We start from the raw sequence: 20,932 nt of genomic DNA on the forward strand, positions 1-20,932 counted from the left end.
TTCCTATAAAAAACATATTATTAAATTTAATGGTACACAATAAAGTAATACCAATTCGCTTAATTAAGTGAGCTATTTTGAGGGAAGGCAATCGTGTCGATAGCAAGGTAAAACTTTGTTATTTAGTTGTTCTAAAAGAGAAGTTTTTAACGCAACTAACATCTGGTTTACCCGTTCAAAATGATTAAATAGTATTGCGGATTAGTATGCGTTAATAATGTTTCTTTCACAATTAACTCAAACTTAATTTATAGTAGTATCAAAATATAAATAACTCCTAACCTCAAGAGAGCACCCCATGCTAGAAATTGCTTTAATTTATTTAGCCGCCGCCATTGTGGCTGTTCCTATTGCCAAACGACTTGGCTTAGGATCAGTACTGGGTTATTTAATTGCTGGCATTTTGATAGGCCCATATGCATTAGGAGTCGTAGGGGATCAAACCGATGTAATGCATTTTGCCGAATTTGGCGTAGTGATGATGCTATTTTTGGTCGGACTTGAACTACAACCCTCACGACTATGGAAGCTTCGGCACTCTATTTTAGGGCTTGGTGGCTTACAGGTGGTGCTAACTGCGGCGGTTATTTTTGCCTTTTGTTATTGGTTTTTTACCATGCATTGGCAAACCGCATTGGCCATTGGTTTAATGCTGGCACTTTCTTCTACCGCGATTGTATTGCAAAGCCTCGAAGAAAAAGGCTGGTTAAAGCAAGAAGCTGGGCAAAATGCATTTTCGGTTTTATTATTTCAAGATATTGCCATTATTCCTATTTTAGCGCTACTCCCCTTACTCGCGTTTGCTGCACCAAGTAGCTCAAAACAAATTAGCGATTCAATCATTGCAGGCTGGCCTGTTTGGCAACAAGTAGGCGTTTCTGTAGCTGTTATTGCCGCTATTATTGCCGGCGGTAAATATGTTTCTGCGCCACTGTTTAGATACATCGCACAAACTCACATGCGTGAAATATTCACTATTTTTGCATTGTTTTTAGTCGTGGCTATTTCGCTTGTAATGCACAGTATTGGCCTATCACCTGCTTTAGGTACTTTTTTAGCCGGTGTAGTATTGGCCGAAAGTGAATTTAGACACGAATTAGAAGCCGACATAGAGCCCTTTAAAGGCCTATTGCTAGGACTATTTTTTATCACTGTAGGGGCTTCAATTAATTTTGAGCTATTATTTAATCAATTTAGTACCGTGGTTGCTTTAGTTGCCTTATTAATTGTCATTAAAGCCTGCATTTTGTTTGCCCTTGCTGTCACATTTAAAATCAGCTCAAAGCAAAAACTACTGTTTACATTGGCACTAGCACAAGGTGGTGAATTTGCTTTTGTACTTTTAAGCGTGACCACCACATTAAGTATTTTAACCCCAGAACAAACCAGTCTAGTGACCTTAGTGGTTGCGGTATCTATGTTGATAGCTCCTTTATTACTGATGCTGTATGAGCAAATACAAAAACGCAGTAGTAGCACTAAGCCTGAGTTTGATAAACCAGAACAAATAAATACCGCTAAACATGTAATTATTGCGGGCTATGGCCGCTTTGGGCAAATTATGGGACGTTTATTACATGCACAAGGCTATGAAATTACCGTACTTGATCACAGCCCAAGCCAAATAGAACTGCTGCGCCGCTTTGGTAACACCGTATTTTACGGTGATGCTGCTCGCCAAGAACTGCTTGAAGCCGCAGGCGCGCATACTGCACAAATGCTGGTTGTTGCGATTGATAACCCAGATAAAACCATTGAAATTATTAAGCTGGCACATAAAAACTACCCACAATTAAAAATAGTGGCGCGCGCAATCGATCGTCGCCATGCGTATCAACTACTGAATCTAAAAGTGGATGCATTTAACCGCGAAACCGTCGACTCAGCCATTAACTTAGCCATAGAATCACTGCAGCTACTTGGCAATAGCAAAGAAGACGCTGAGCGTGCTGGTAAATTATTTAGGGATCATGACCGTGCATCTGTGTTACAACTTTCTGAGCTTTGGGGAGATGATGCCAGCTACGGCGTTGCAGTACGCCAACGTATGGAAGATTTAAAACAGGTATTACAGCAAGATAAGCAAGCACAGCAAAATTTAAATACCTGTGATGCCAACGATTATGAAAATGGCTTAACAGAAGACTCTGCTAAGCCTAAAAAACGACCTAATGATGATGTCCACCTTGAATAGCCTCACCTTGAGGATTATAAAAACCGGTGGCGCCGTGCTCTATAAAACCTAGGTTAATCATTTTTGCTAAAAATGGGTCGCTTTCGTTATCGCCAATGTCAGCATAGTCGGTGGTTTGAAAGTTATCCCACTTTACAAACTGAGCCTTAATCGCTGGTGTGTCATTTTGCACCGCGTCTAAGCTAAGTGACATGCTTGCTTTATTCGCTAGGTTACTAATGCTAAATGTTTTTACCAGTTTTGAATGGGTAAAAAATGCCAAGTTATACTGAGAGTTATGTTCTTCTAAGCTGTAATTTTTTATTTCGTTGCAGCCTTCACCTTCAGTGCTCACTAATGTCATTTTTTCAATGAGATGATTATCTACCAGCTGTACTTTTGCACTCCAGTTTTGCACTCCTTGCACCTCTGATGGCTGATATTCAATACCGCGCTGCTGCGCATTAAAATAACGAATAGGCCGTATTTGATTGTTGCTCGTATGCTGCCAAAGCTCTGTTATAACTTGGCTTTGGTGCGCCACTTGTTGCTCATTTCGCCAAAGGGTGAGAGTTTGGCTGTTTGCCTTATTATTTTTAAGCGTTTGTGGAGCCTTATTAATAATAGTGTAAGTGGCTTTTAATACCTGTGGATTTATATCGCACTGCTCAGCAAAGCTGCTTACGCTAAATAATGCGCTCATTATTAAAAATACTTTTTTCATTGGGCTATCTCTATAGTTAATCGCTTTTAGCTTAATTGCCTTTAACATAACCAAAAATAATGGCAGTTTAATGACATAAAAAAACCCGCACAGTGTGCGGGTTGTTTTATATCGCAAGGTTTATTGCGCTACTTTTTCATCCGCGGCTTTTACAAAGTCAGCGGCAAAGTCCATAACATGGAATAAAAAGCTTTGCTCATTAGTACCTGTTACTAAATGCGCCCCAGGGCCCATTGCATACACACCTACATCTTCGCCTGCGTGAGTTTCTGATGATAGTGGCACAAGTGCCTCTTGGTGAAAACCTGGCGTTGTAGTATCAACATTACTTAAATCAACACGCCCTGTAACGGGTGCTGCTAAGTAAGATGCATCAGCATCGGTTTCTGCACCTAGGTCTCTGTAGCCCAAACCATTAGTGTAACCAACTGTAGTATAAGGCATATCGTCGGCAGCAAGGCTGGGCTCTGTTTGCCCTACACCAACCACTTTACCTAAAATTGGGTTACCGCGTTTAGGGTAGCCCGCAATGGTAAATACGTGACTGTGATCGGCTGTTACTACAATTAGCGTCTCTTCTGGGTTGGTGTTTTCCATCGCTACTTTTACTGCTTTAGCCAGCTCTACAGTATCGTTCAGTGCGTTGTATGCATTACCCGCATGATGCGCGTGGTCAATACGTCCCGACTCAACCGTTAAGAAAAAGCCTTGCTCGTTGTTATCAAGCACATCAATCGCTTTTTCGGTCATTTGTGATAATGAAGGCTCGCCTGCAATATCATTGCCACGGTCGGCTTCGTACTGCATGTGAGATTCATTAAATAAACCAAATACACGCTCAGTTGTGGTTGCATCAATAGCAGCAAAACCCGCTTGATCCATCACATAAGCACCATTTGGATATTGCGTTTTCCACTCGGCGGTTAAGTCGCGATTATCTGTACGATCGCCCTCTACAGCACTAACAGCATCAGCAGAGTTAAACGCGGCATCTTTTGGTAAAAAGTGACGACGCCCGCCACCCATAACCACTTCAATTCCGTCTACATCAACACCACTAAAACGTGCTTCTAGGTTCTTTTCAAAGTTAACCAGCTGTGAGGCAATATCTTCACAATTAGCTGACTCAGAAGCAGGCATATCTGAAATATCTTCCCAGTTACGGTCTGCCGATTTAGCGTAGGTTGCCGCAGGTGTTGCATGGGTAATACGTGCAGTAGAAACAATACCCGTAGACTTACCGGCAATCTCAGCCAGCTCTAATGATGTAACAAGCTCATGTCCTTTGCCTGATGCACAACTACCACGTTCAACCGCTTCGTCTATACCAATTACACCCACATCGGTTTTTACACCTGAGGCCATTGCCGTCATTGTACCGGCAGAATCTGGCGTTTGTGCATCCACGTTATAGGTTTTTACAAACCCAGAGTACGGCATGGTTTCAAAGCTTAATTGGTGATCTTCACCCATTTCACCCTGTAATTGCCCCGCTAAAATACGGGCAGCTGTCACAGTAGAAATACCCATTCCATCGCCAACAAACAAGATCACATTTTTAGCTTTACCCGATTCAGTTACCACTTTACTTGCAGCATCTTGCGCGCCGGCGAGCTTAGTTTGTGCATCACTAAACCATACGTTATTGCTAAGAGACGCCAGCTGCTCACTCGTTAATGAGGTGGCTGGGTCGTTACAGACTAAGTTAGTGTGCGTTACTTCGTTGCTCTCTAATTGCCCGTTTGTATTGGTATCAACACCGCTTTGTGTTTCTACGCCGCCATTGATACATTGCGCAGATCCCACTGCAATTGGGAGATCGACCGCTAAAATATTATTGCTGTTTTTGTCGTCATCACTCGAACACCCCGTTAATGCGACCATTACTGCTAAAGAAAGTACTGTTAATTTATTCATGTGAGCCGCCATTATTGCTGAGTTAGTTCAAGAGCTTGATTAATTAAATGAAATACAACGTTTTGCTCAATAACACCTTGAGCTAGGTGAGCACCCGGTCCGGTTGCATGCAGTGAAATATCTTCACCTGCGTGTGTTTCAGAGCTCAGTGGTACCGTGGTTTCTTGGTGAAAACCTGGCGTTGTTGTATCAACACCATTTAGCTCAACACGTCCTGCAACCGCAGCTGTTTCATAGCTTGCGTCTGCATCCGTTTCATCGATTAAGTTTCTAAAACCGAGGCCATTTGCATAACCTACTGTGGTGTATGGCATGTTATCAGCAGCTAGCGTTGGTGTAGTTTGCCCTACAGCAACCACCTTACCTAAAATTGGGTTACCACGTTTAGGGTAACCTGCAATAGTAAATACATGGCTATGGTCGGCAGTAACTAAAATAAGGGTTTCTTCTGGATTGGTGTTATCAACGGCAGCTTGTACTGCTTTTGCAAATTCAATGGTGTCATTAAGTGCATTATATGCGTTACCCGCATGGTGAGCATGGTCAATGCGCCCCGACTCAACCGTTAAGAAAAAGCCTTTTTCGTTTTTACCCAGTACATCAATGGCTTTGGTGGTCATCTCGGTAAGTGAAGGCTCGCCTGCTATATCGTTGGCACGGTCAGCTTCGTATTGCATGTGCGATTCGTTAAATAAACCAAATACTTTAGTGGCGTCATCGGCAATGCTATTAAAACCGGCTTCATCCATCACATAAGTGCCATTTGGATACTGTGTTTGCCACTCAGTAACAAGGTTACGCTCATCGGTACGATCGCCTTCTACGGCGCTCATAGCGTCAGTAGAATTAGCCGCGGCCTCTTTTGGTAAAAAGTGACGACGGCCGCCACCCATCACAAAATCTAAGCCATCAACATCGGTTCCGACAAAGCGTGCTTCTAGGTTTTTTTCAAAATTAACCAGCTGTGAGGCAATATCTTCACAGCCAGCATTCACTGCTGCCTCAGGCATGTCTGAGATATCTTCCCAGTTGCGATCAGCCGATTTAGCATAGGTTGCCGCAGGCGTTGCATGGGTAATGCGGGCAGTAGAGATAATTCCTGTTGCTAGGCCTTTAATTTCAGCAAGCTCAGTGGCTGTAAGTAACTCATTACCAGCCACCGTTGAGCACTCACCGCGCTCAATATCTTCATCAACACCAATAACACCCACATCGGTTTTTACACCTGAGATCATGGCCGTCATGGTGCCTGCAGAGTCTGGCGTTTGTGCATCCACATTATAGGTTTTAACTTGCGCAGAGTAAGGGAACTGCTCAAAGCTTAAATAGCCTTCTTCGCCAAGCTGATTATTGCGTTGACCTTGTAAAATACGCGCTGCGGTTAAGGTAGAAATACCCATGCCATCGCCTACAAATAAAATAACATTTTTAGCTTTAGTGTTTTTAATTGCCTGCGCTTGCGTTGTTTTTGTTGTTAGTTTTGCTTGGGCAGCGCTGTACCAGCTGCTGTCTTTTTGACTTTGCGGTAGAACATTGGCATGACTAACGGCGCTAAACGCAAATGTTAGTGCGATTGCCGCAGCAACTTTTTTAATTTTCATCCGTAATTCCCATTATGTAGTGGTTATTTTTAAAAGTGTGAACACAAAAAACATCAACCGCTGTACTCTAAAAAAGAGTTATGACTAATAAAGGTAATTTTGATGAAGAAAAAATGACGGTGGCAATAAAACGCAGAATAAAGTGAAAGGGGATGGGATTTAAAAAAGCTTAAATCCCATTAAAAAGTTAATGGGTAATATTTATAGCCTTTGCATACGTAGCAGGAGCAAAGCGGGTGGTCATAAACAGCATTGCAATTAGCGTTATTACCAACATAAACCAAGATGCTTGATAGCGTGCAGTAACATCGAGTAAAACACCTGCTATATAAGGCACGATAGCGGTAATAATAAAGCCAACACCTTGGACAAACGCAGTGAGTACACCTGCCAATTTTGGATTAGACAAGTGATCGAGCGCCACGGTGAGTGTTAGCGAAAAACAAGCACCTAAACCACACCCTATCATCCCCACCCAAACGTTCATCATAGAATCGGGCATCAATATTAATCCTATAAAACCTATTAGCTGAATCGCAACAGCAAAAAATAACCAAGGTCGCCTGTCTAAGCGGTGTGCTGAAAATACCGGTGCACCCAATGCACCATTTACCTGAAAAACAGTCATAACGCCAATAAGCTCCCCACTATTTTGTGCACTCCATCCTAAATCCTGAGCGTAACTAGGTAACCAAGCAATCATGCACGCGTAACCGCCATTAGCGAGTCCAAAATAGGCAGCAAGTAACCATGCTCGCTGGTTAAAAAATAAATTAAGCTTAATACTGTTATGCTTTGCGTCCATCGGCTCCTGCGGCCTTAACCACCAAAGCAACAGAGCAATAACAGGAATAATAAGCCACACTCCAAGCCCTGCTTGCCAACTGCCATAGTGCACCGCCACTCGCGGCGTTAATATTGCAGCTATACCACCGCCTGCCATAAGTGAGGCAGAATACACTCCCATAGCTAAAGGAACTCGCTGTGGATACCAACGTTTAACCACTCCTGGAGCCATCGCTTGCACTATTGCAATGCCTGTACCGCCTAATAGCGCACTGATTATTAACGCCCAACCACTGCCAAGCCACAAACGCCAAAAACCAGCTAATGCAATTGCAAACAATCCACCAGCAATCCACGCATTTTCACTTAAATAACGCCCAAGCCAAGGAAGCAATAATGGAAACACGCCCATACAAAACATAGGGAGTACGGTTAACAAAGACGCCCCTTGTAAACCAAGCCCAGTGCTTAAACGAATTTCTTCAAGTAATGGGCCGGTAGAGGTAAGCGTGGGTCGTAAGGTCATTGCGAGCACAGCAATGATTAACATTGGCCAAAAAAGCGAAAGCGCCGATACATAAGAAGAAGTAGAAGTGCTGTGATTACTCATCAATAAAAACCATCCTTAATAACCAAAAAAAGCCGGCGCTTAGCGCCGACTGTTTATATACAAATATTATAAAGCGTTTAGAAAGGCTTGTAAGGTAAGAACTTACCATCAAGCGTAATTACAGCACGTGAGCCACCTTCAGGATCTTCAACTTTTTTCATATCTACTTTAAAATTAATTGCACTAATAATACCGTCGCCAAACTGCTCATGAACTAATGCCTTAAACGTTGTACCGTATACTTGCATCATTTCATAAAAACGGTAAATAGTCGGATCGGTTGGCATATTGTTTTCGACACTACCACGTAGTGGAATAGCTTTAAGTAACTCAACCGCACTTGCATCAAGGCCCAGCGTTTGTGCCACTTTTTCAGCGGCTTCTGCAGGCAATGGGTGCTGGCCTAATAAAGCCGCCGTCACGTAAACGTCGCTTAAACCTGTGCCCTCTGCAATTTGTTCAAACGACAGATTTTTTTCTGCTTTTGCAGCAATAATTATATCGGTTAATGCTAGGCGCGCCGTGTTGCTCACTTGAGATTGGATCATAATAGTACCTCTTACAATGGTTGGTTAAACAGCTACAGGAAGCTGAATTGGATATGCACGAACATCGGTATGTTCGGCAAGGGAAACAAACGTATTCGTTGCGCCATTTAAAGCTTCAATGCCGCCAGATTCGATATCATAAACCCAGCCATGTAATGCCAAGCGACCTTCGCCAAGCGCAAGACGCACCGATGGATGGGTTTTAATGTTTTCAAGTTGTGCGATAACGTTTTCGCGTACCATAGCTTCAATATGCTCACGTTCATTTGCGTGATTGCGCGCTTCATTGACAATGCGAGCTGAGTCGGCGTAACGCAGCCAACTGCCAACAGCAGGCATGTGATCCATGCACTTACAGGTTGCTATTGCCGTCATTGCTCCGCAATCAGAATGGCCGCAAATAACCACATCGGTCACTTGCAGTGCAGTAACTGCATATTCAACTGATGCAGAAACCCCGCCAGGCTCAGGCCCGTAAGATGGGACGATGTTTCCGGCATTGCGAATAACAAATAATCCACCAGGTTCACGTTGTGTTACGAGCTCAGGCACTAAACGACTGTCAGAACATGAAATAAACAAAGTCCGTGGATTTTGCTTAGTAGCCAAATTTTTAAATAAATCGGCACGCTCTGGGTATGCATCACTTTGAAACTTTAAAAAACCTTCAATGATATCTTTCATAACGGGTGTCTCTATATTGTCGATGAGGTGAATATTACGCCCGCTTTTTAATAAGGTAAAAGACTGGTATATTATGATACCGATAAGAAATACTTATAGTTAGCTATGATACTTCGCCACATCAATTACTTTTTGGCCGTTGCCAAGCACAAAAACTTCACCAAAGCAGCAGCGTCCTTATATGTGTCTCAACCTGCGTTGTCGCAACAAATTAAACAGCTTGAAGAAACCCTCGGTGCACCTTTATTTGACCGCTCAGGGCGCAGCGTAAAGTTAACCGATGCGGGTGAGGTATATGCTCGTTATGCACACAGAGCCTTGCAGGATTTAGAAGAAGGTAAGCGGGCGATTCATGATGTACAAAACCTCAGCCGAGGTTCATTGCGAGTGGCTATTACGCCGACGTTTACTACTTATTTTATTGGGCCATTAGTCAACGCATTTCATCAGCACTACCCCAACATCACCTTAAGCATGGAAGAAATGTCGCAAGAACGCATGGAAAATCGTTTGTTAGATGATGAGTTTGATGTAGGTATAGCCTTTGAAGGCAACCATAGTGCAGACATACACGCCCAAACTTTATTACAAGAGACACTCGCTTTAGTAGTAAATAAACACCATGCTTTAGCTAGCAAACACCGTATTGACCTGAGCACTTTAAATGAACAATCACTGGTGCTGCTCAGTAATGAGTTTGCAACTCGCGAACAAATTGAACGTCATTGTCGCCAACACAAGGTGCAGCCTAATGTACTTATGGAAGCCAATTCACTCAGTGCCGTTATTGAAATAGTGCGCCATACACAACTAGCTACTTTGCTTCCCTCTAACATAGCGAGTAAACACGAAGAGTTAGTTGCCATTACTCTTGCACCTTCATTATTAAAACGTACCGCGGTGTTACTACAGCGACAAGATGCTTACCAAAGTGCCGCAACAGCCGCTTTTATAGAGCTGGCTCACAGCACCGCTGAGGCAATAAGCTCAAACATATAACGATAAAACTAAAAGCCGCTCAGTTTATGAATGTCGTGCTTGAGCATAAGCCAGCTATTGCCTACAATAGCGCATAATTAATTCAACGCAGATCACCAATATGACTGATACAAACAAACCAGAATTACCAAATCAACTGTCTATCAACCCACGTAGCAAATTTTATGTAGAAGAAGTATTTGAGCATGAAATCGGTATTACACTTAACGGTAAAGAGCGTTTTGACGTTGAAGAATACTGCATCAGCGAAGGTTGGATAAAAGTAGCGGCACCTAAAGCGCTAGACCGTCGCGGCCAGCCATTACTTATGAAAGTAAAAGGCACTGTAGAAGCGTTTTACAAGTAATTGCTTACTTGTAAAAAGAAAAGCGACACCTTACTGGGTAGTCGCTTTTTTTGTGCCTTTTAAAAACAGCTTTAACATGTTGAACTTTTTTCATACTCAACCTGATGAAGTTTCATTATGAATTTTCAAAAAGTATGTTTGAATAGCCTTAATTATTTAGACGTATAGAAGTCCATTATGAGTAGGTTAACAATATTAGATGGCGGCATGGGTCGTGAACTCAAGCGCATGGGCGCGCCATTTTCACAGCCACTTTGGAGTGCACAAGCTTTAATAGAAGCACCACAATGCGTAACTCAAGCGCATCAAGCTTTTATAAATGCGGGGGCAGAAATTATTACAGTAAATAGCTATGCGTGTGTCCCCTTTCATTTAGGTGAAACGCTTTACCAAGCACAAGGTGCAGCACTTGCACAGCAAGCTGCTGTAATTGCAAAAAAAGCAGCTCAAAACACTAATCAAAACGTGCTAGTTGCGGGTTCATTGCCACCCGCATTTGGATCGTACCGTGCTGATTTTTTCCAAAGTGAACGCGCATTTACTATTTTAAATACCCTGTATAAAGCACAAGACGAATATGTCGATGTTTGGATTGGTGAAACCATATCAAACATTGAAGAAGCGCGGGTTATGGCAAGGGTGCTTAAGAATTCAAACAAACCATGTTATTACGCATTTACCTTAAATGATGAAGTAAGCGAACAAGCGACATTGCGCTCTGGTGAATTAGTATCCGACGCTATCTTAGCATTACTCGAACATAATATAGCGGGCATATTCTTTAACTGCTCTATCCCTGAGGTTATTGAACAAGCGCTACGCGACACTAATCGCGTACTAAAACAGCAGAATAAAAATGTTGATTTAGGGGTCTTTGCAAATGGTTTTACACCAATCGCCAGCGATTATAAAGCCAATGAAGGCTCGCAAGGTTACCGCGACTTATCACCCGCTGAGTATGTAGCGTTTGCAAAGCAATGGCATAGCCTAGGCGCAACAATTATTGGCGGCTGCTGTGGTATTGGCCCCGAATTCATAGCAGCGCTGGTAAAGTGGAAAAGCGATATTAAAGCGCTTTAATATCGCTTATTTAACTACAAAAGTATCGAGAACCCCTTTTGAGCTTATTGACTGCTTCCCAATACCCAATCGAGCCCTTGTATTGCGGTGGTTGGGAATGCGGTTGCATGCTGCGCTCCCTCAATAACAACACTTTTTAATTTTATATTATCACTATTAAGCGCGTTAATTTTTTGCACAAGTTGCGCTGCGCCTTCAACCATATTTTGCCCTTCACCAAAGGCTGGCGTTTCCTTTGCGCCCACAGATACATAAACCTTTATTGGCATTTGGGGCTTATTCGCTTTTAACGCTAGCAGTGCATTATTATCAAACCAAACCGACGGGCTGCCAATAATATAATTGCTAAATAGCTCAGGCATCGTAAATAAAACAGTGGCGCCAAATAAGCCACCTAACGAGTTACCTATATACGTTCTTTGCGTGTTGCTTGCTCGGTAACTTTTTTCGATAAACGGCAGCACAGTATTTTTTAAAAACAGTGCATGATTTTTAGCGTTACCGGTTTGTTTTTTCCAGCTCAGGGATTGAGTGGGTGTATAATCCCTAACTCGACTACTAGCTCCTCTTGAGCCTTTTTCATAGCCAATCGCCACAATAATAGCCTGTTGCATTTTGCCGCTATTCATTGGAAACCGTGTGGCACCGGCAACAATAGGAAATGCATACGGCGCATCGGTTAAATAAATAACAGGATACGTTTTATTAGGCTCCTTTGCATATGACTTAGGTAGCTGGATAAAAATAGGATACACCCGCTTGGTAGCAGGATCAGTGAGCTCTACAACAGTACTTCTGGGGATTTCGTAAGGGGTATTTGCGCTTAATTTAAAACAGATGAAAACACAAAGTAACAGCAAAAGCTTTAAAGCAGTATTCACTAAATTAGTTTACCTAAAAAACGATATTTATAATTACAATGCCACATAGTCGCTATGTTTAACACTGGCAGTGTTAAACAAGTTGGTCTGATTTATCACCTGAACAGCGGCATTTTTCGTTATTTTTTTTAAAACACTGTTGGTAGTTAAACCAATGGGCTAATGCGATAAAAGCGGAGCCAATTAAAGTGAGTGCTTTTTCGGCCTCTTCTTGACCTAGCAATACTGCAATTATCAAAAAAGCTAGACCAACAACTCCACACGCCATATAACGTGTACGTTTGTGCTTTTTACAGCCTAAGCTTAAAGCTAATAAGCTTGTTGGTAATACTGCAGCAAGAACCCATAAGTGAAACTGTTCACCATTTATTTGTAGTACAGCAAAGCTTGGCAACAGCGCTAAAATAACCGGTGTTGCAAAACAATGTACCGTGCACATTAACGAAAGCCCAATGGCAAACTTGTCTGCTGTCGTTTGAGTCAGCTTCATTATTTATCCTTCTTTTTAATTGTGTTAGCGGTACTTTGCTGGCACCCAAAACAAACACCTGAGATTTCTAATTGCGAAGTTGCTGGCGTAAACCCTTTCATTTTCAGTTCCCTAAACAAAGATTTAACCGAATTGTTAAGGTCATTCACCTCACTTGCTTTATTACAAGAGCTACAAATTAAAAACATCGATAGTTGATGCTCTCTATCATCATTAACGTAACTGCACGGTATAAACTTATTTTCTAACTTTAATCTATGTACCAGACCTACCGACTCTAAAAAACCTAATATCCGATAAACGGACATTGCCAAAATCGGTGTATTTATTTGCTTATTAAATTGATCTGTTAACTCATAAGCAGACAAAGGTTTATTTGCTTTCAATAGAATTTCAAATACCTGCTGACGTTTTGGCGTTAATTTTTTTTCAAAGGCTTCACATCTTTTTATCGCAAAACCCATCATCTCTTTAAATTGCTGCTTATTCATATTACCCACTCTAATGTAGTGGGCTGATGTTTTAACTTTGCCATCCTTGTTGCTCAATGCCTCCGCTGTGGTTTTACCTAAAAACTTATTAACTAGAGCTAAATAAATGTAACAACTAACTTTTGCTTTACAGCAAACAGATCCCCCACGAACAACACCTAAACAACGACAGAAACACTTAAAGCACTGAATTTAAATAAATTTAATTTAAATTATGTAGATGAAGCAGCCAAATTATATATCCTGAGTGATTTTTAGTTAATTAACTATTGATACAATATAACATTTCAAGCACAATTGATACAATATAACATCCGCAAAGGAATTCAAATGACACGAAAATCTCAATTAGCTTTGTTTATAGCAGCCCTACTACCAACAAATGCGCTTGCAAATACCATCGAAGGTGTTGTTCTAAACAACCAAGGTAAAGTTGTGACCAACGCAACTGTAGAAGTTGAAGGCTCAGATATAACAGCAGTAACAGATGCAAGCGGTAAGTTCGTAATAACTGATTTAAAAAGTGGTTTAAAAGAACTTCATATTACCGCCCCTGGTTATGCCCATCTGCATCGAGATATCACATTTAGTGATGATAAAAGCCAATCAATTACCTTTAACTTAGAACGTTCACCCATTGAAGTAATTGATATTGAAGCGACGCCTATTCACATGTCGGCAATGGAATCCGCGTCTCCCGTTAGCGTGTTATCTGGCGAACAATTAAGACGGCAGCAAGCTGCAACCCTTGGCGATAGCCTTGAAAAACTCCCGGGGGTTAATACTAACTTTCATGCAAAAGTAGCAAGTACACCTATTATTCGTGGCTTAAGCGGGCCGCGTGTTCTAATTACTCAAAATGGCCTTGATGTCAGTGATGTTTCGCGCGTTGGCCCTGATCACTCCGTTGCATCAGAGGCATCAACCGCAAAACAAATCGAAGTATTACGTGGCCCTGCCACATTATTTTATGGCAGCGGCGCCATTGGTGGTGTGGTTAATGTAGTTGATAATCGGGTGCCTACCGACAGCACAACTCGCGGCGAATGGAACCTTGAGCACAACTCTGTTGATAATCAAAAAGTAGCCTCGTTTAACGCCACTACAGGAACTGATTCCTTTGCATTTTATGCCGACGCCTTTTGGCGTGAAGCCGATGACTATGAAATACCCGTGGCCGCTGAATTAGCCCATGATGACCATAACCATGAAGAACATAGTGGCGATTACACCGTTGCAAATAGTAATGAAGAGTCTGACGGCTTTACCTTAGGTACTAGCTATCTATTTGATCAAGGTTTTGTAGGTATAGCTGTTGAGCAATTTAATCGTCAATACGGCATTCCAGGCCACACCCATGGTGGCGAAGATGTTAATAGCGCTGAGGAAAGCGTATATGCCGACTTAGAGCAAACTAAAGTGCAGTTGCTAGGTGAATATAACCTTGATAACAAATGGCTTAATAGAGTAAACCTGCGCGCAGGTTTTACAGATTACGAACATGCTGAAATTGAACATGGCGCAGTGGGTACCACGTTTGAAAATGAAACCAATGAGTTACGCGTAGACTTAATGCATAACCCGTTTGCGCAGTGGAATGGTGGTTTGAGCTTTCATTACAAACACAGTGATGTTGAAGCGCAAGGCTCAGAGGCATTCACACCACCGTCACAAACACAAAGCTTTGCTATAGCACTGATGGAAGAAAAACACTTTGGTGACTTTTTAGTGCAATTAGGTGGCCGAGTTGAACGGGTAACCATCGATGCTGATAACGTGTTACTACCTAACATTGATGCACACGCACACAATGACACCGATGTTCATGACGATCATGCTCATGAAGAACATGCCGGCAATACTCGCGTATTTGACGTAGAACAAGAATTCACTCCTGTCAGTTTATCAACAGGTGTCGTGTGGGATTTTGCACCTAGTTACAACTTGGGTTTATCGGTATCTCGTTCTGAGCGCGCTCCTTCGGTGTCTGAGCTATTATCATTCGGCCCTCACATTGGAACTGGTACTTATGAAGTAGGCGCACTATTTGATATTCATGAAGACGGACATTTTGGTTTATCTGAGCAAGCGCTTGACCTAGAAACAGCAAACAATATTGATTTAACGTTTCGTAAAACCCAAGGTGATATCGGTTTCATTCTTAATGCTTTCTACAACCAAGTAGACAATTATTATTACCAAATCGACACAGGCCTATACGCCGAAAGCGGCCACGACCATGGTGATGAGCATAATCATGACCACGGTGACGAGCATGATCACTCATCTGAACTCCCAGTTTATTTATTTAAAACAGATGACGTAATTTTGCATGGCTTTGAAGCCCAATTTGCATGGCAGTTAACCGATGAGTTTAAAGTTAATTTATTCTCAGATTACGTTCGTGCACGCCTTAAAGACGGTGGCGATTTACCACGCACACCACCGCTACGTTTTGGTACTGAGTTTAGCTACCAAACAAATAAGCTAAGTGCGCACCTTCACGTAACTCGTTATCAAGAGCAAGACCGTACCGCGCCAGAAGAAACAACCACAAACGGCTACACCATGCTTGATGCCAGCGTTTCATATGACTTATCAGTGCTAAATCAAGATATGTCCGTGTATCTACGTGGCACTAACTTAACAGACACAGAAGCGCGCGTGCATAGCTCATTTTTAAAGAATATAGCACCACGTCCAGGTCGTAGCTTTGCGTTAGGTATTCGCGGTTATTTTTAAGCGCTAAAAAATTATAAATAAAGGAAATTAACATGACTAAACTATTCAAATTAAAATTAATTGCACTGGCAATAAGCAGCACATTAATCACCGCTTGTGGTGATGCAGAAACAAACATTGTTGAAAAAGACCCAATAGAAGTACCTGATGACGGCCACGATCATGGCGATGGTGGCGACCACGGTGATGAATACACTATTGATTCATTAGGTAGGCTTGCGATACTTGCTGGCGATAGCAACGAAGCGAACTTTTTCGACTTAGACGACAATGAGCTTCTTGATACATTCACTCTTACTAATGATTCAAACACGCTATCGTCGTCGCCTGACTTTCGTTATGCCGTGATTGCTAGCCGCGCTCAAGATTACCTCGGCTTTATAGACGGTGGCTTATGGCGTGAAGATCACGGCGCACACCTTCATGATTACGAACAAAGCCCTGCTTTTAGTAATTATGAGTTAACCAGTGGCAGTCGCCCTACTCACTTGGTAAAACACGATGGTCAGTTAGCGGTATTTTATGATGGTGATGCAGCATCAGGCACAACTGCGTCTGTTGAAGTATTAACAGATAACGACATAACAAACGCAACAGCGGCCCTACCTGGCATTAGTTACGACATTAATATGCACGGCGTCGCTGAGCCTCGTGGAGAGCATTTATTAGCGACCATTCGCCGCGATGATGCCGAAAGTACATCAAACGCTAAAATTTTGCCGGATCAGGTAGGTGTTTATCACTTTCATGATGGCGAATACGAACTTGAACAAACGTTAGAGTTAACATGCCCTGATTTGCACGGCGCAGCACAAAACCATGATTACGTAGCGTTCGGCTGTAGTGACGGTGTGCTATTAGCCCACCAGCATGATGACGAATACCACGCTGAAAAAGTAATAAATATTGATGCCGTCGGCGACTTACGCATTGGTAGTATATACGGCCATGAGGGCAGCGAAACCTTTATTGGTGTTGCATCTGGTCACGGCGGCGGCCCTGCTGTGATTGTGAGTATAAATCCTGCGAAAGCTGAAATGGAAGAATTTGAATGGCAACTAGCCGATGGCGCAAGCGCTGTTTCTTACTCTTTCTCAGCGAATGGCGAGCACTTTTTAGTTTTAGACAGCCTAGGCTTTTTAAATGTGCTTGAGGCGCATGCGCACGACGATCACATACACTGGGAGCTAGCAGGTCAAGTTGATATCACGCAAGAAGACGTAACAACTATGCCTGAAGGCATGAAGTTTAGTATGACAGTAGCGCAAAATGGTCAGTTTGCTTACGTAGCCGACCCAATAGCCCAACACGTTGTGCAAGTACACTTAGAAGACTTAGAGATTGAAGGCGAGTTAGAACTTACATTCCCACCAGCGGCTATCACTTGGTTAGGTATTGCAGAAAAAGAACACGAACATTAATTTCATATCCGTATTTACTTAAAGGTTGGCGCTTTTTGCCAACCTTTTTTATTCACATTTTGTAACAGACCTTTTATCGTAAGTGCATCGCTATTTTGCACCTTATTGTTATGATGGGATAGCTATTAATATAGGACGTAATTCCATGAAAAAACTAACAACATTGGCTCTTGCCTTGGCTGCAGCAATCGCGCCGGGTGTATCGGCCTATGAGACTAAAGACACTCGTTTACTCCGCTTTCCAGATATCCATAACCAAACCGTTACCTTTGTCTACAGTGGCGATATTTATATTGCGAATACGCAAACAGGCGAAAGCAAACGCTTAACCGACCATATTGGCTTTGAAACATTTCCTAAGTTTTCCCCTGACGGTAAGCGCATTGCATTTTCAGCCGAGTATAACGGTAGCCGACAAATTTATGTGATCAACAGTGACGGTTCAAACCTAAAGCAACTTACTTATTATAATGACGTTGGCCCAATGCCACCGCGTGGAGGTTTTGATTACCGCGTTTTAGATTGGACCGCCGATGGTAAAAATGTGGTATTTAGAGCTAACCGCACACCATGGGGAAAACGTATGGGCCGCCCTTACATGGTTCCTGCAGATGGCGGACTTGAGCAGCCATTAGCGATTCCAGAAACTGGTGGCGGCATGCTATCTCCAGATGGCAGCAAGTATGTTTATACGCCAATTGACCGAGAGTTTCGTACGTGGAAACGTACTCGTGGTGGTCGTGCGCAAGATGTATGGATTTATGATTTAGAAAAAAACACCTCAGAACAACTAACTACAAACCGTGCAACCGACCAGCAACCAACTTGGGTTGGTGACAATATTTACTTTGTGTCTGACCGTGATTACACGCTAAACCTTTACCAGTACCGCAAAGGCAGCGAACCAAAAAAACTTACCAACTATAAAAACTTTGACGTACTTTGGCCTTCAGCTGGCCCAAATGCGATTGTTTATGAAAACGGCGGTTATTTATATCGCTTTGACGCAAAAACACAAAAAAGCGCTAAGCTAAGCATTAACATTGCTGGCGTGCGCCAATACGCAATGCCGTATAGCAAAAATGTTAGCGATTTTATTGATTCTATGTCGCTCTCTCACGATGGTAAACGTGCTGTATTTACTGCCCGTGGTGAGTTGTTTAGTGTACCAATTAAACAAGGGCCTACACGCAACTTATCTTACACAGAAAAAAGCCGCGAAATAGATGCAAGCTGGTCACCAAATGGGCGCTACATAGCCTACATGAGCGATGAAAGCGGCGAGTACGAAATTTACTTAAAAGATCGCAGTAAAAATAATGCTATTAAGCAACTCACTAGCAATGGCACTATTTGGCGCTTTACGCCTATTTGGTCACCAGATAGCTCTAAATTGTTGTTTTCAGATAAAAACAACACACTTTGGTGGTTAGATGCAAAATCGGGCAAGCAACACAAAATTGATACCGGTATTTACGACGAAGACGGCATTACTCAATATACTTGGTCGCCTAACAGCCAAGACATTGTATTTGTTAAAAATAATGAAAACCGTTATACCTCGCTATGGCACTACAACCTTAAAAAGAAAAAGGTAACGCGCTTAACAGACGAAATGAGTAATGAGCAAAACCCTACTTTTTCGCCTGATGGTCAATATCTTTACTTTAGCTCAGAGCGCGACTTTAACCTGGCATTTAGTAGCTACGAGTTTGATTACATGTTTAATCGTGCAACTCGTATTTATGCAGCTGCAGTAAACGATAGTGTTAAACCGCTTATTGCCTTACAAAGTGACGAAGCCACGATTGTCCAAGATAAAGAAGATGAAAAAGAAGACGACAAAAAAGTTAAAAATGCACTGCAAAGCAATGACTTTATGCAACGTGTTACCGCACTTAATGCCCCTGCGGGCGATTACCGTGGCTTAACCGCAGTAAAAGACGGCGTACTGACTCTTGCTAATGGCGGTTTACAGCTAATAGGCACCGATCACAACAGTGAGCTAGAAATAGTCGCCAAAGGCGTTAGTAATTACACCATTTCAAGCAATAGCGAACACCTACTTGTACATACAGATGGCGGTTACAGCTTAATTGAACCTAAGCCAAAACAAGATTTAGACGCAAATAAGCTCGATTTAAGCAAAATGACGCTTAAAATTAATCCGCAAGCAGAGTGGCAACAAATGTATGTAGAAGGTTGGCGCACACTGCGCGATTGGTTCTACGACGAAAACCATCACGGACAAGATTGGGATGCTATTTTAGCTAAATACCAACCTATGGCTGATGCCATTAGCCATCGTAGCGACCTTGATTATGTTCTTAGCGAAATTGCCGGTGAAATTAACTCTGGCCATATTTATGTGCAGTCGGGTGATATGCCTAAAGCAGAGCGTAAAAACCATGGTTTATTAGGCGCTAAGCTTGCAAGCGACCCATCTGGTTATGTAAAAATAGAACAAATCTTTAAAGGTGAAAACTGGCATGACGATTTCCGTTCACCGCTTGGCACCACAGGTGTAAAAGCACATAACGGCGATTACATTATTACGGTAAATGGCCGCTCAGTAAAAGACGTTGCTAACTTTTACGAACTCCTTGAAAACACCCAAGGCGAGCAAGTAGAGCTAGTGCTAAACAACAAGCCGCGTAGCAAAGGCGCATGGCAAATAACTGTAAAACCGATAGCAAGTGAGCAAGGCCTACGTTATTTAAACTGGGTTAATTCGCGTGCAGCCTACGTTGATAAGCTATCAAGTGGGCGTATTGGCTATGTGCACCTGCCAAATACAGCCTATGAGGGTAACCGCGCCATGTTTAAAAACTACATGCCGCAAACAACCAAAGACGCCATGATTATTGATGACCGTTACAATGGCGGCGGTTTTATTCCTGAGCATATGATCACCTGGCTTGCGCGTAAACCGCTTAACTATTGGAAACGCCGTGGTGTAGAACCAACTAAAACACCGCAGTTTGCACACAATGGTCCTAAAGCCATGCTAATAAATGGCTATTCAAGTTCTGGTGGTGACGCAATTCCTTACTACTTCCGCCAAGCTGGTCTAGGTAAGCTAATTGGTACCCGTACATGGGGTGGTTTAATTGGTATTTCTGGTAACCCAAGCCTTGTAGACGGCGGGCAAGTAATTGCTGCTACATTCCGTATTTTAGATACAAAAGGTAACTGGATCATAGAAAACGAAGGTGTTGCACCAGATATTAAAGTAATCGATCGTCCTGAGCTTATTTATAAAGGCCAAGACCCATCAATAGAGCGTGCTGTACAAGAGTTATTAAAGGAGCTTAAAGAAAATCCTAAACAACCCTTAGTGATACCACCAGCACCTTCTAAGTTTTAATTTGCTGCATAGCTAAACAAGCTAATACCAATAAAAAACCCTGCAAATTTGCAGGTTTTTTTATAATTCGAG

16 protein-coding genes are annotated in these 20,932 nt (G+C 42.4%); 7 read left to right on the forward strand and 9 right to left on the reverse strand.

Translation table 11 applies throughout. The annotated features are described in order from the left end of the window. Positions 1-298: 298 nt before the first annotated feature. Complete coding sequence (locus tag QL984_RS06410) at positions 299-2,194, forward strand: monovalent cation:proton antiporter-2 (CPA2) family protein (RefSeq protein ID WP_290172136.1); 1,896 nt, start codon at positions 299-301, stop codon at positions 2,192-2,194. On the opposite strand, the gene QL984_RS06415 is transcribed toward QL984_RS06410, so the two are convergent. The 6 genes from QL984_RS06415 to QL984_RS06440 all read right to left on the reverse strand — a co-directional run bounded on the left by QL984_RS06415 (position 2,169) and on the right by QL984_RS06440 (position 9,043). Further along, entirely contained in the window at positions 2,169-2,897 is a 729-nt protein-coding gene (locus QL984_RS06415) for a hypothetical protein (RefSeq protein WP_290172138.1), read from the reverse strand. The two genes, QL984_RS06410 and QL984_RS06415, sit on opposite strands and share 26 nt — an antisense overlap. 120 nt (positions 2,898-3,017) lie before the next feature. Next, a complete protein-coding gene (locus QL984_RS06420; protein WP_058155545.1) occupies positions 3,018-4,814 on the reverse strand; it encodes an alkaline phosphatase in 1,797 nt (598 codons plus the stop codon). An 11-nt stretch (positions 4,815-4,825) separates the two neighbouring features. Next, positions 4,826-6,415, reverse strand: a complete 1,590-nt coding sequence (locus QL984_RS06425; protein WP_290172142.1) for an alkaline phosphatase — start codon at positions 6,413-6,415, stop codon at positions 4,826-4,828. 187 nt (positions 6,416-6,602) lie between these two features. Further along, positions 6,603-7,811: a CynX/NimT family MFS transporter gene (locus QL984_RS06430; RefSeq protein ID WP_128583400.1), complete on the reverse strand. Its 1,209-nt coding sequence runs from the start codon at positions 7,809-7,811 to the stop codon at positions 6,603-6,605. Positions 7,812-7,888: 77 nt separating this feature from the next. Beyond that, the gene (cynS, locus tag QL984_RS06435) at positions 7,889-8,359 is read right to left on the reverse strand and encodes a cyanase (RefSeq protein ID WP_028834723.1); all 471 of its coding nucleotides are present in this window, start codon (positions 8,357-8,359) and stop codon (positions 7,889-7,891) included. Positions 8,360-8,383: 24 nt separating this feature from the next. After that, a complete protein-coding gene (locus QL984_RS06440; protein WP_128583401.1) occupies positions 8,384-9,043 on the reverse strand; it encodes a carbonic anhydrase in 660 nt (219 codons plus the stop codon). A gap of 105 nt (positions 9,044-9,148) precedes the next feature. Between QL984_RS06440 and cynR the strand changes: the two genes are divergently transcribed. The 3 genes from cynR to QL984_RS06455 all read left to right on the forward strand — a co-directional run bounded on the left by cynR (position 9,149) and on the right by QL984_RS06455 (position 11,468). Beyond that, positions 9,149-10,042 carry a transcriptional regulator CynR gene (gene cynR / locus QL984_RS06445; RefSeq protein WP_016898996.1) on the forward strand — a complete coding sequence of 298 codons (894 nt, stop codon included), beginning with the start codon at positions 9,149-9,151 and terminating at the stop codon, positions 10,040-10,042. Positions 10,043-10,142: 100 nt separating this feature from the next. Beyond that, a complete protein-coding gene (locus QL984_RS06450) occupies positions 10,143-10,388 on the forward strand; it encodes a DUF3297 family protein (protein WP_008112798.1) in 246 nt (81 codons plus the stop codon). Positions 10,389-10,565: 177 nt separating this feature from the next. Further along, complete coding sequence (locus tag QL984_RS06455) at positions 10,566-11,468, forward strand: homocysteine S-methyltransferase family protein (RefSeq protein WP_128583402.1); 903 nt, start codon at positions 10,566-10,568, stop codon at positions 11,466-11,468. A 44-nt stretch (positions 11,469-11,512) separates the two neighbouring features. Here QL984_RS06455 and QL984_RS06460 read toward each other — a convergent pair whose 3' ends face one another. From QL984_RS06460 to QL984_RS06470, 3 genes are all read right to left on the reverse strand, one after another. Then, positions 11,513-12,349 carry an alpha/beta hydrolase-fold protein gene (locus tag QL984_RS06460; protein WP_128583403.1) on the reverse strand — a complete coding sequence of 279 codons (837 nt, stop codon included), beginning with the start codon at positions 12,347-12,349 and terminating at the stop codon, positions 11,513-11,515. 73 nt (positions 12,350-12,422) lie between these two features. Then, positions 12,423-12,839, reverse strand: a complete 417-nt coding sequence (locus QL984_RS06465) for a MerC domain-containing protein (protein ID WP_033103579.1) — start codon at positions 12,837-12,839, stop codon at positions 12,423-12,425. Then, positions 12,839-13,330, reverse strand: coding sequence for a transcriptional repressor (locus QL984_RS06470; protein ID WP_128583418.1), 492 nt, complete (start codon positions 13,328-13,330; stop codon positions 12,839-12,841). Before QL984_RS06470 ends, QL984_RS06465 begins: the two co-directional genes overlap by 1 nt. 330 nt (positions 13,331-13,660) lie before the next feature. Here QL984_RS06470 and QL984_RS06475 point away from each other — a divergent pair, with 330 nt between their 5' ends. The 3 genes from QL984_RS06475 (at position 13,661) to QL984_RS06485 (ending at position 20,860) form a co-directional block, all read left to right on the forward strand. Next, positions 13,661-16,072: a TonB-dependent receptor gene (locus QL984_RS06475; protein ID WP_128583404.1), complete on the forward strand. Its 2,412-nt coding sequence runs from the start codon at positions 13,661-13,663 to the stop codon at positions 16,070-16,072. Positions 16,073-16,104: 32 nt separating this feature from the next. Continuing rightward, positions 16,105-17,493 (forward strand): 5-methyltetrahydrofolate--homocysteine methyltransferase, encoded by a 1,389-nt coding sequence (locus tag QL984_RS06480; RefSeq protein WP_138764426.1) that lies wholly within the window; start codon positions 16,105-16,107, stop codon positions 17,491-17,493. A gap of 145 nt (positions 17,494-17,638) precedes the next feature. After that, positions 17,639-20,860, forward strand: a complete 3,222-nt coding sequence (locus QL984_RS06485; protein ID WP_082918294.1) for a S41 family peptidase — start codon at positions 17,639-17,641, stop codon at positions 20,858-20,860. Positions 20,861-20,932: the final 72 nt, after the last annotated feature.

It is taken from the genome of Pseudoalteromonas sp. APC 3495 (assembly GCF_030407645.1).
Classification (GTDB): domain Bacteria; phylum Pseudomonadota; class Gammaproteobacteria; order Enterobacterales; family Alteromonadaceae; genus Pseudoalteromonas; species Pseudoalteromonas tetraodonis.

Excerpts from the sequence above, each read along its gene's own strand:
- QL984_RS06410 (WP_290172136.1), top strand. The coding sequence starts at position 299 with ATGCTAGAAATTGCTTTAATTTATTTAGCCGCCGCCATTGTGGCTGTT.
- QL984_RS06415 (WP_290172138.1), bottom strand. The coding sequence starts at position 2,897 with ATGAAAAAAGTATTTTTAATAATGAGCGCATTATTTAGCGTAAGCAGC.
- QL984_RS06420 (WP_058155545.1), bottom strand. The coding sequence starts at position 4,814 with ATGAATAAATTAACAGTACTTTCTTTAGCAGTAATGGTCGCATTAACG.
- QL984_RS06425 (WP_290172142.1), bottom strand. The coding sequence starts at position 6,415 with ATGAAAATTAAAAAAGTTGCTGCGGCAATCGCACTAACATTTGCGTTT.
- QL984_RS06430 (WP_128583400.1), bottom strand. The coding sequence starts at position 7,811 with ATGAGTAATCACAGCACTTCTACTTCTTCTTATGTATCGGCGCTTTCG.
- cynS (WP_028834723.1), bottom strand. The coding sequence starts at position 8,359 with ATGATCCAATCTCAAGTGAGCAACACGGCGCGCCTAGCATTAACCGAT.
- QL984_RS06440 (WP_128583401.1), bottom strand. The coding sequence starts at position 9,043 with ATGAAAGATATCATTGAAGGTTTTTTAAAGTTTCAAAGTGATGCATAC.
- cynR (WP_016898996.1), top strand. The coding sequence starts at position 9,149 with ATGATACTTCGCCACATCAATTACTTTTTGGCCGTTGCCAAGCACAAA.
- QL984_RS06450 (WP_008112798.1), top strand. The coding sequence starts at position 10,143 with ATGACTGATACAAACAAACCAGAATTACCAAATCAACTGTCTATCAAC.
- QL984_RS06455 (WP_128583402.1), top strand. The coding sequence starts at position 10,566 with ATGAGTAGGTTAACAATATTAGATGGCGGCATGGGTCGTGAACTCAAG.
- QL984_RS06465 (WP_033103579.1), bottom strand. The coding sequence starts at position 12,839 with ATGAAGCTGACTCAAACGACAGCAGACAAGTTTGCCATTGGGCTTTCG.
- QL984_RS06470 (WP_128583418.1), bottom strand. The coding sequence starts at position 13,330 with ATGAATAAGCAGCAATTTAAAGAGATGATGGGTTTTGCGATAAAAAGA.
- QL984_RS06475 (WP_128583404.1), top strand. The coding sequence starts at position 13,661 with ATGACACGAAAATCTCAATTAGCTTTGTTTATAGCAGCCCTACTACCA.
- QL984_RS06480 (WP_138764426.1), top strand. The coding sequence starts at position 16,105 with ATGACTAAACTATTCAAATTAAAATTAATTGCACTGGCAATAAGCAGC.
- QL984_RS06485 (WP_082918294.1), top strand. The coding sequence starts at position 17,639 with ATGAAAAAACTAACAACATTGGCTCTTGCCTTGGCTGCAGCAATCGCG.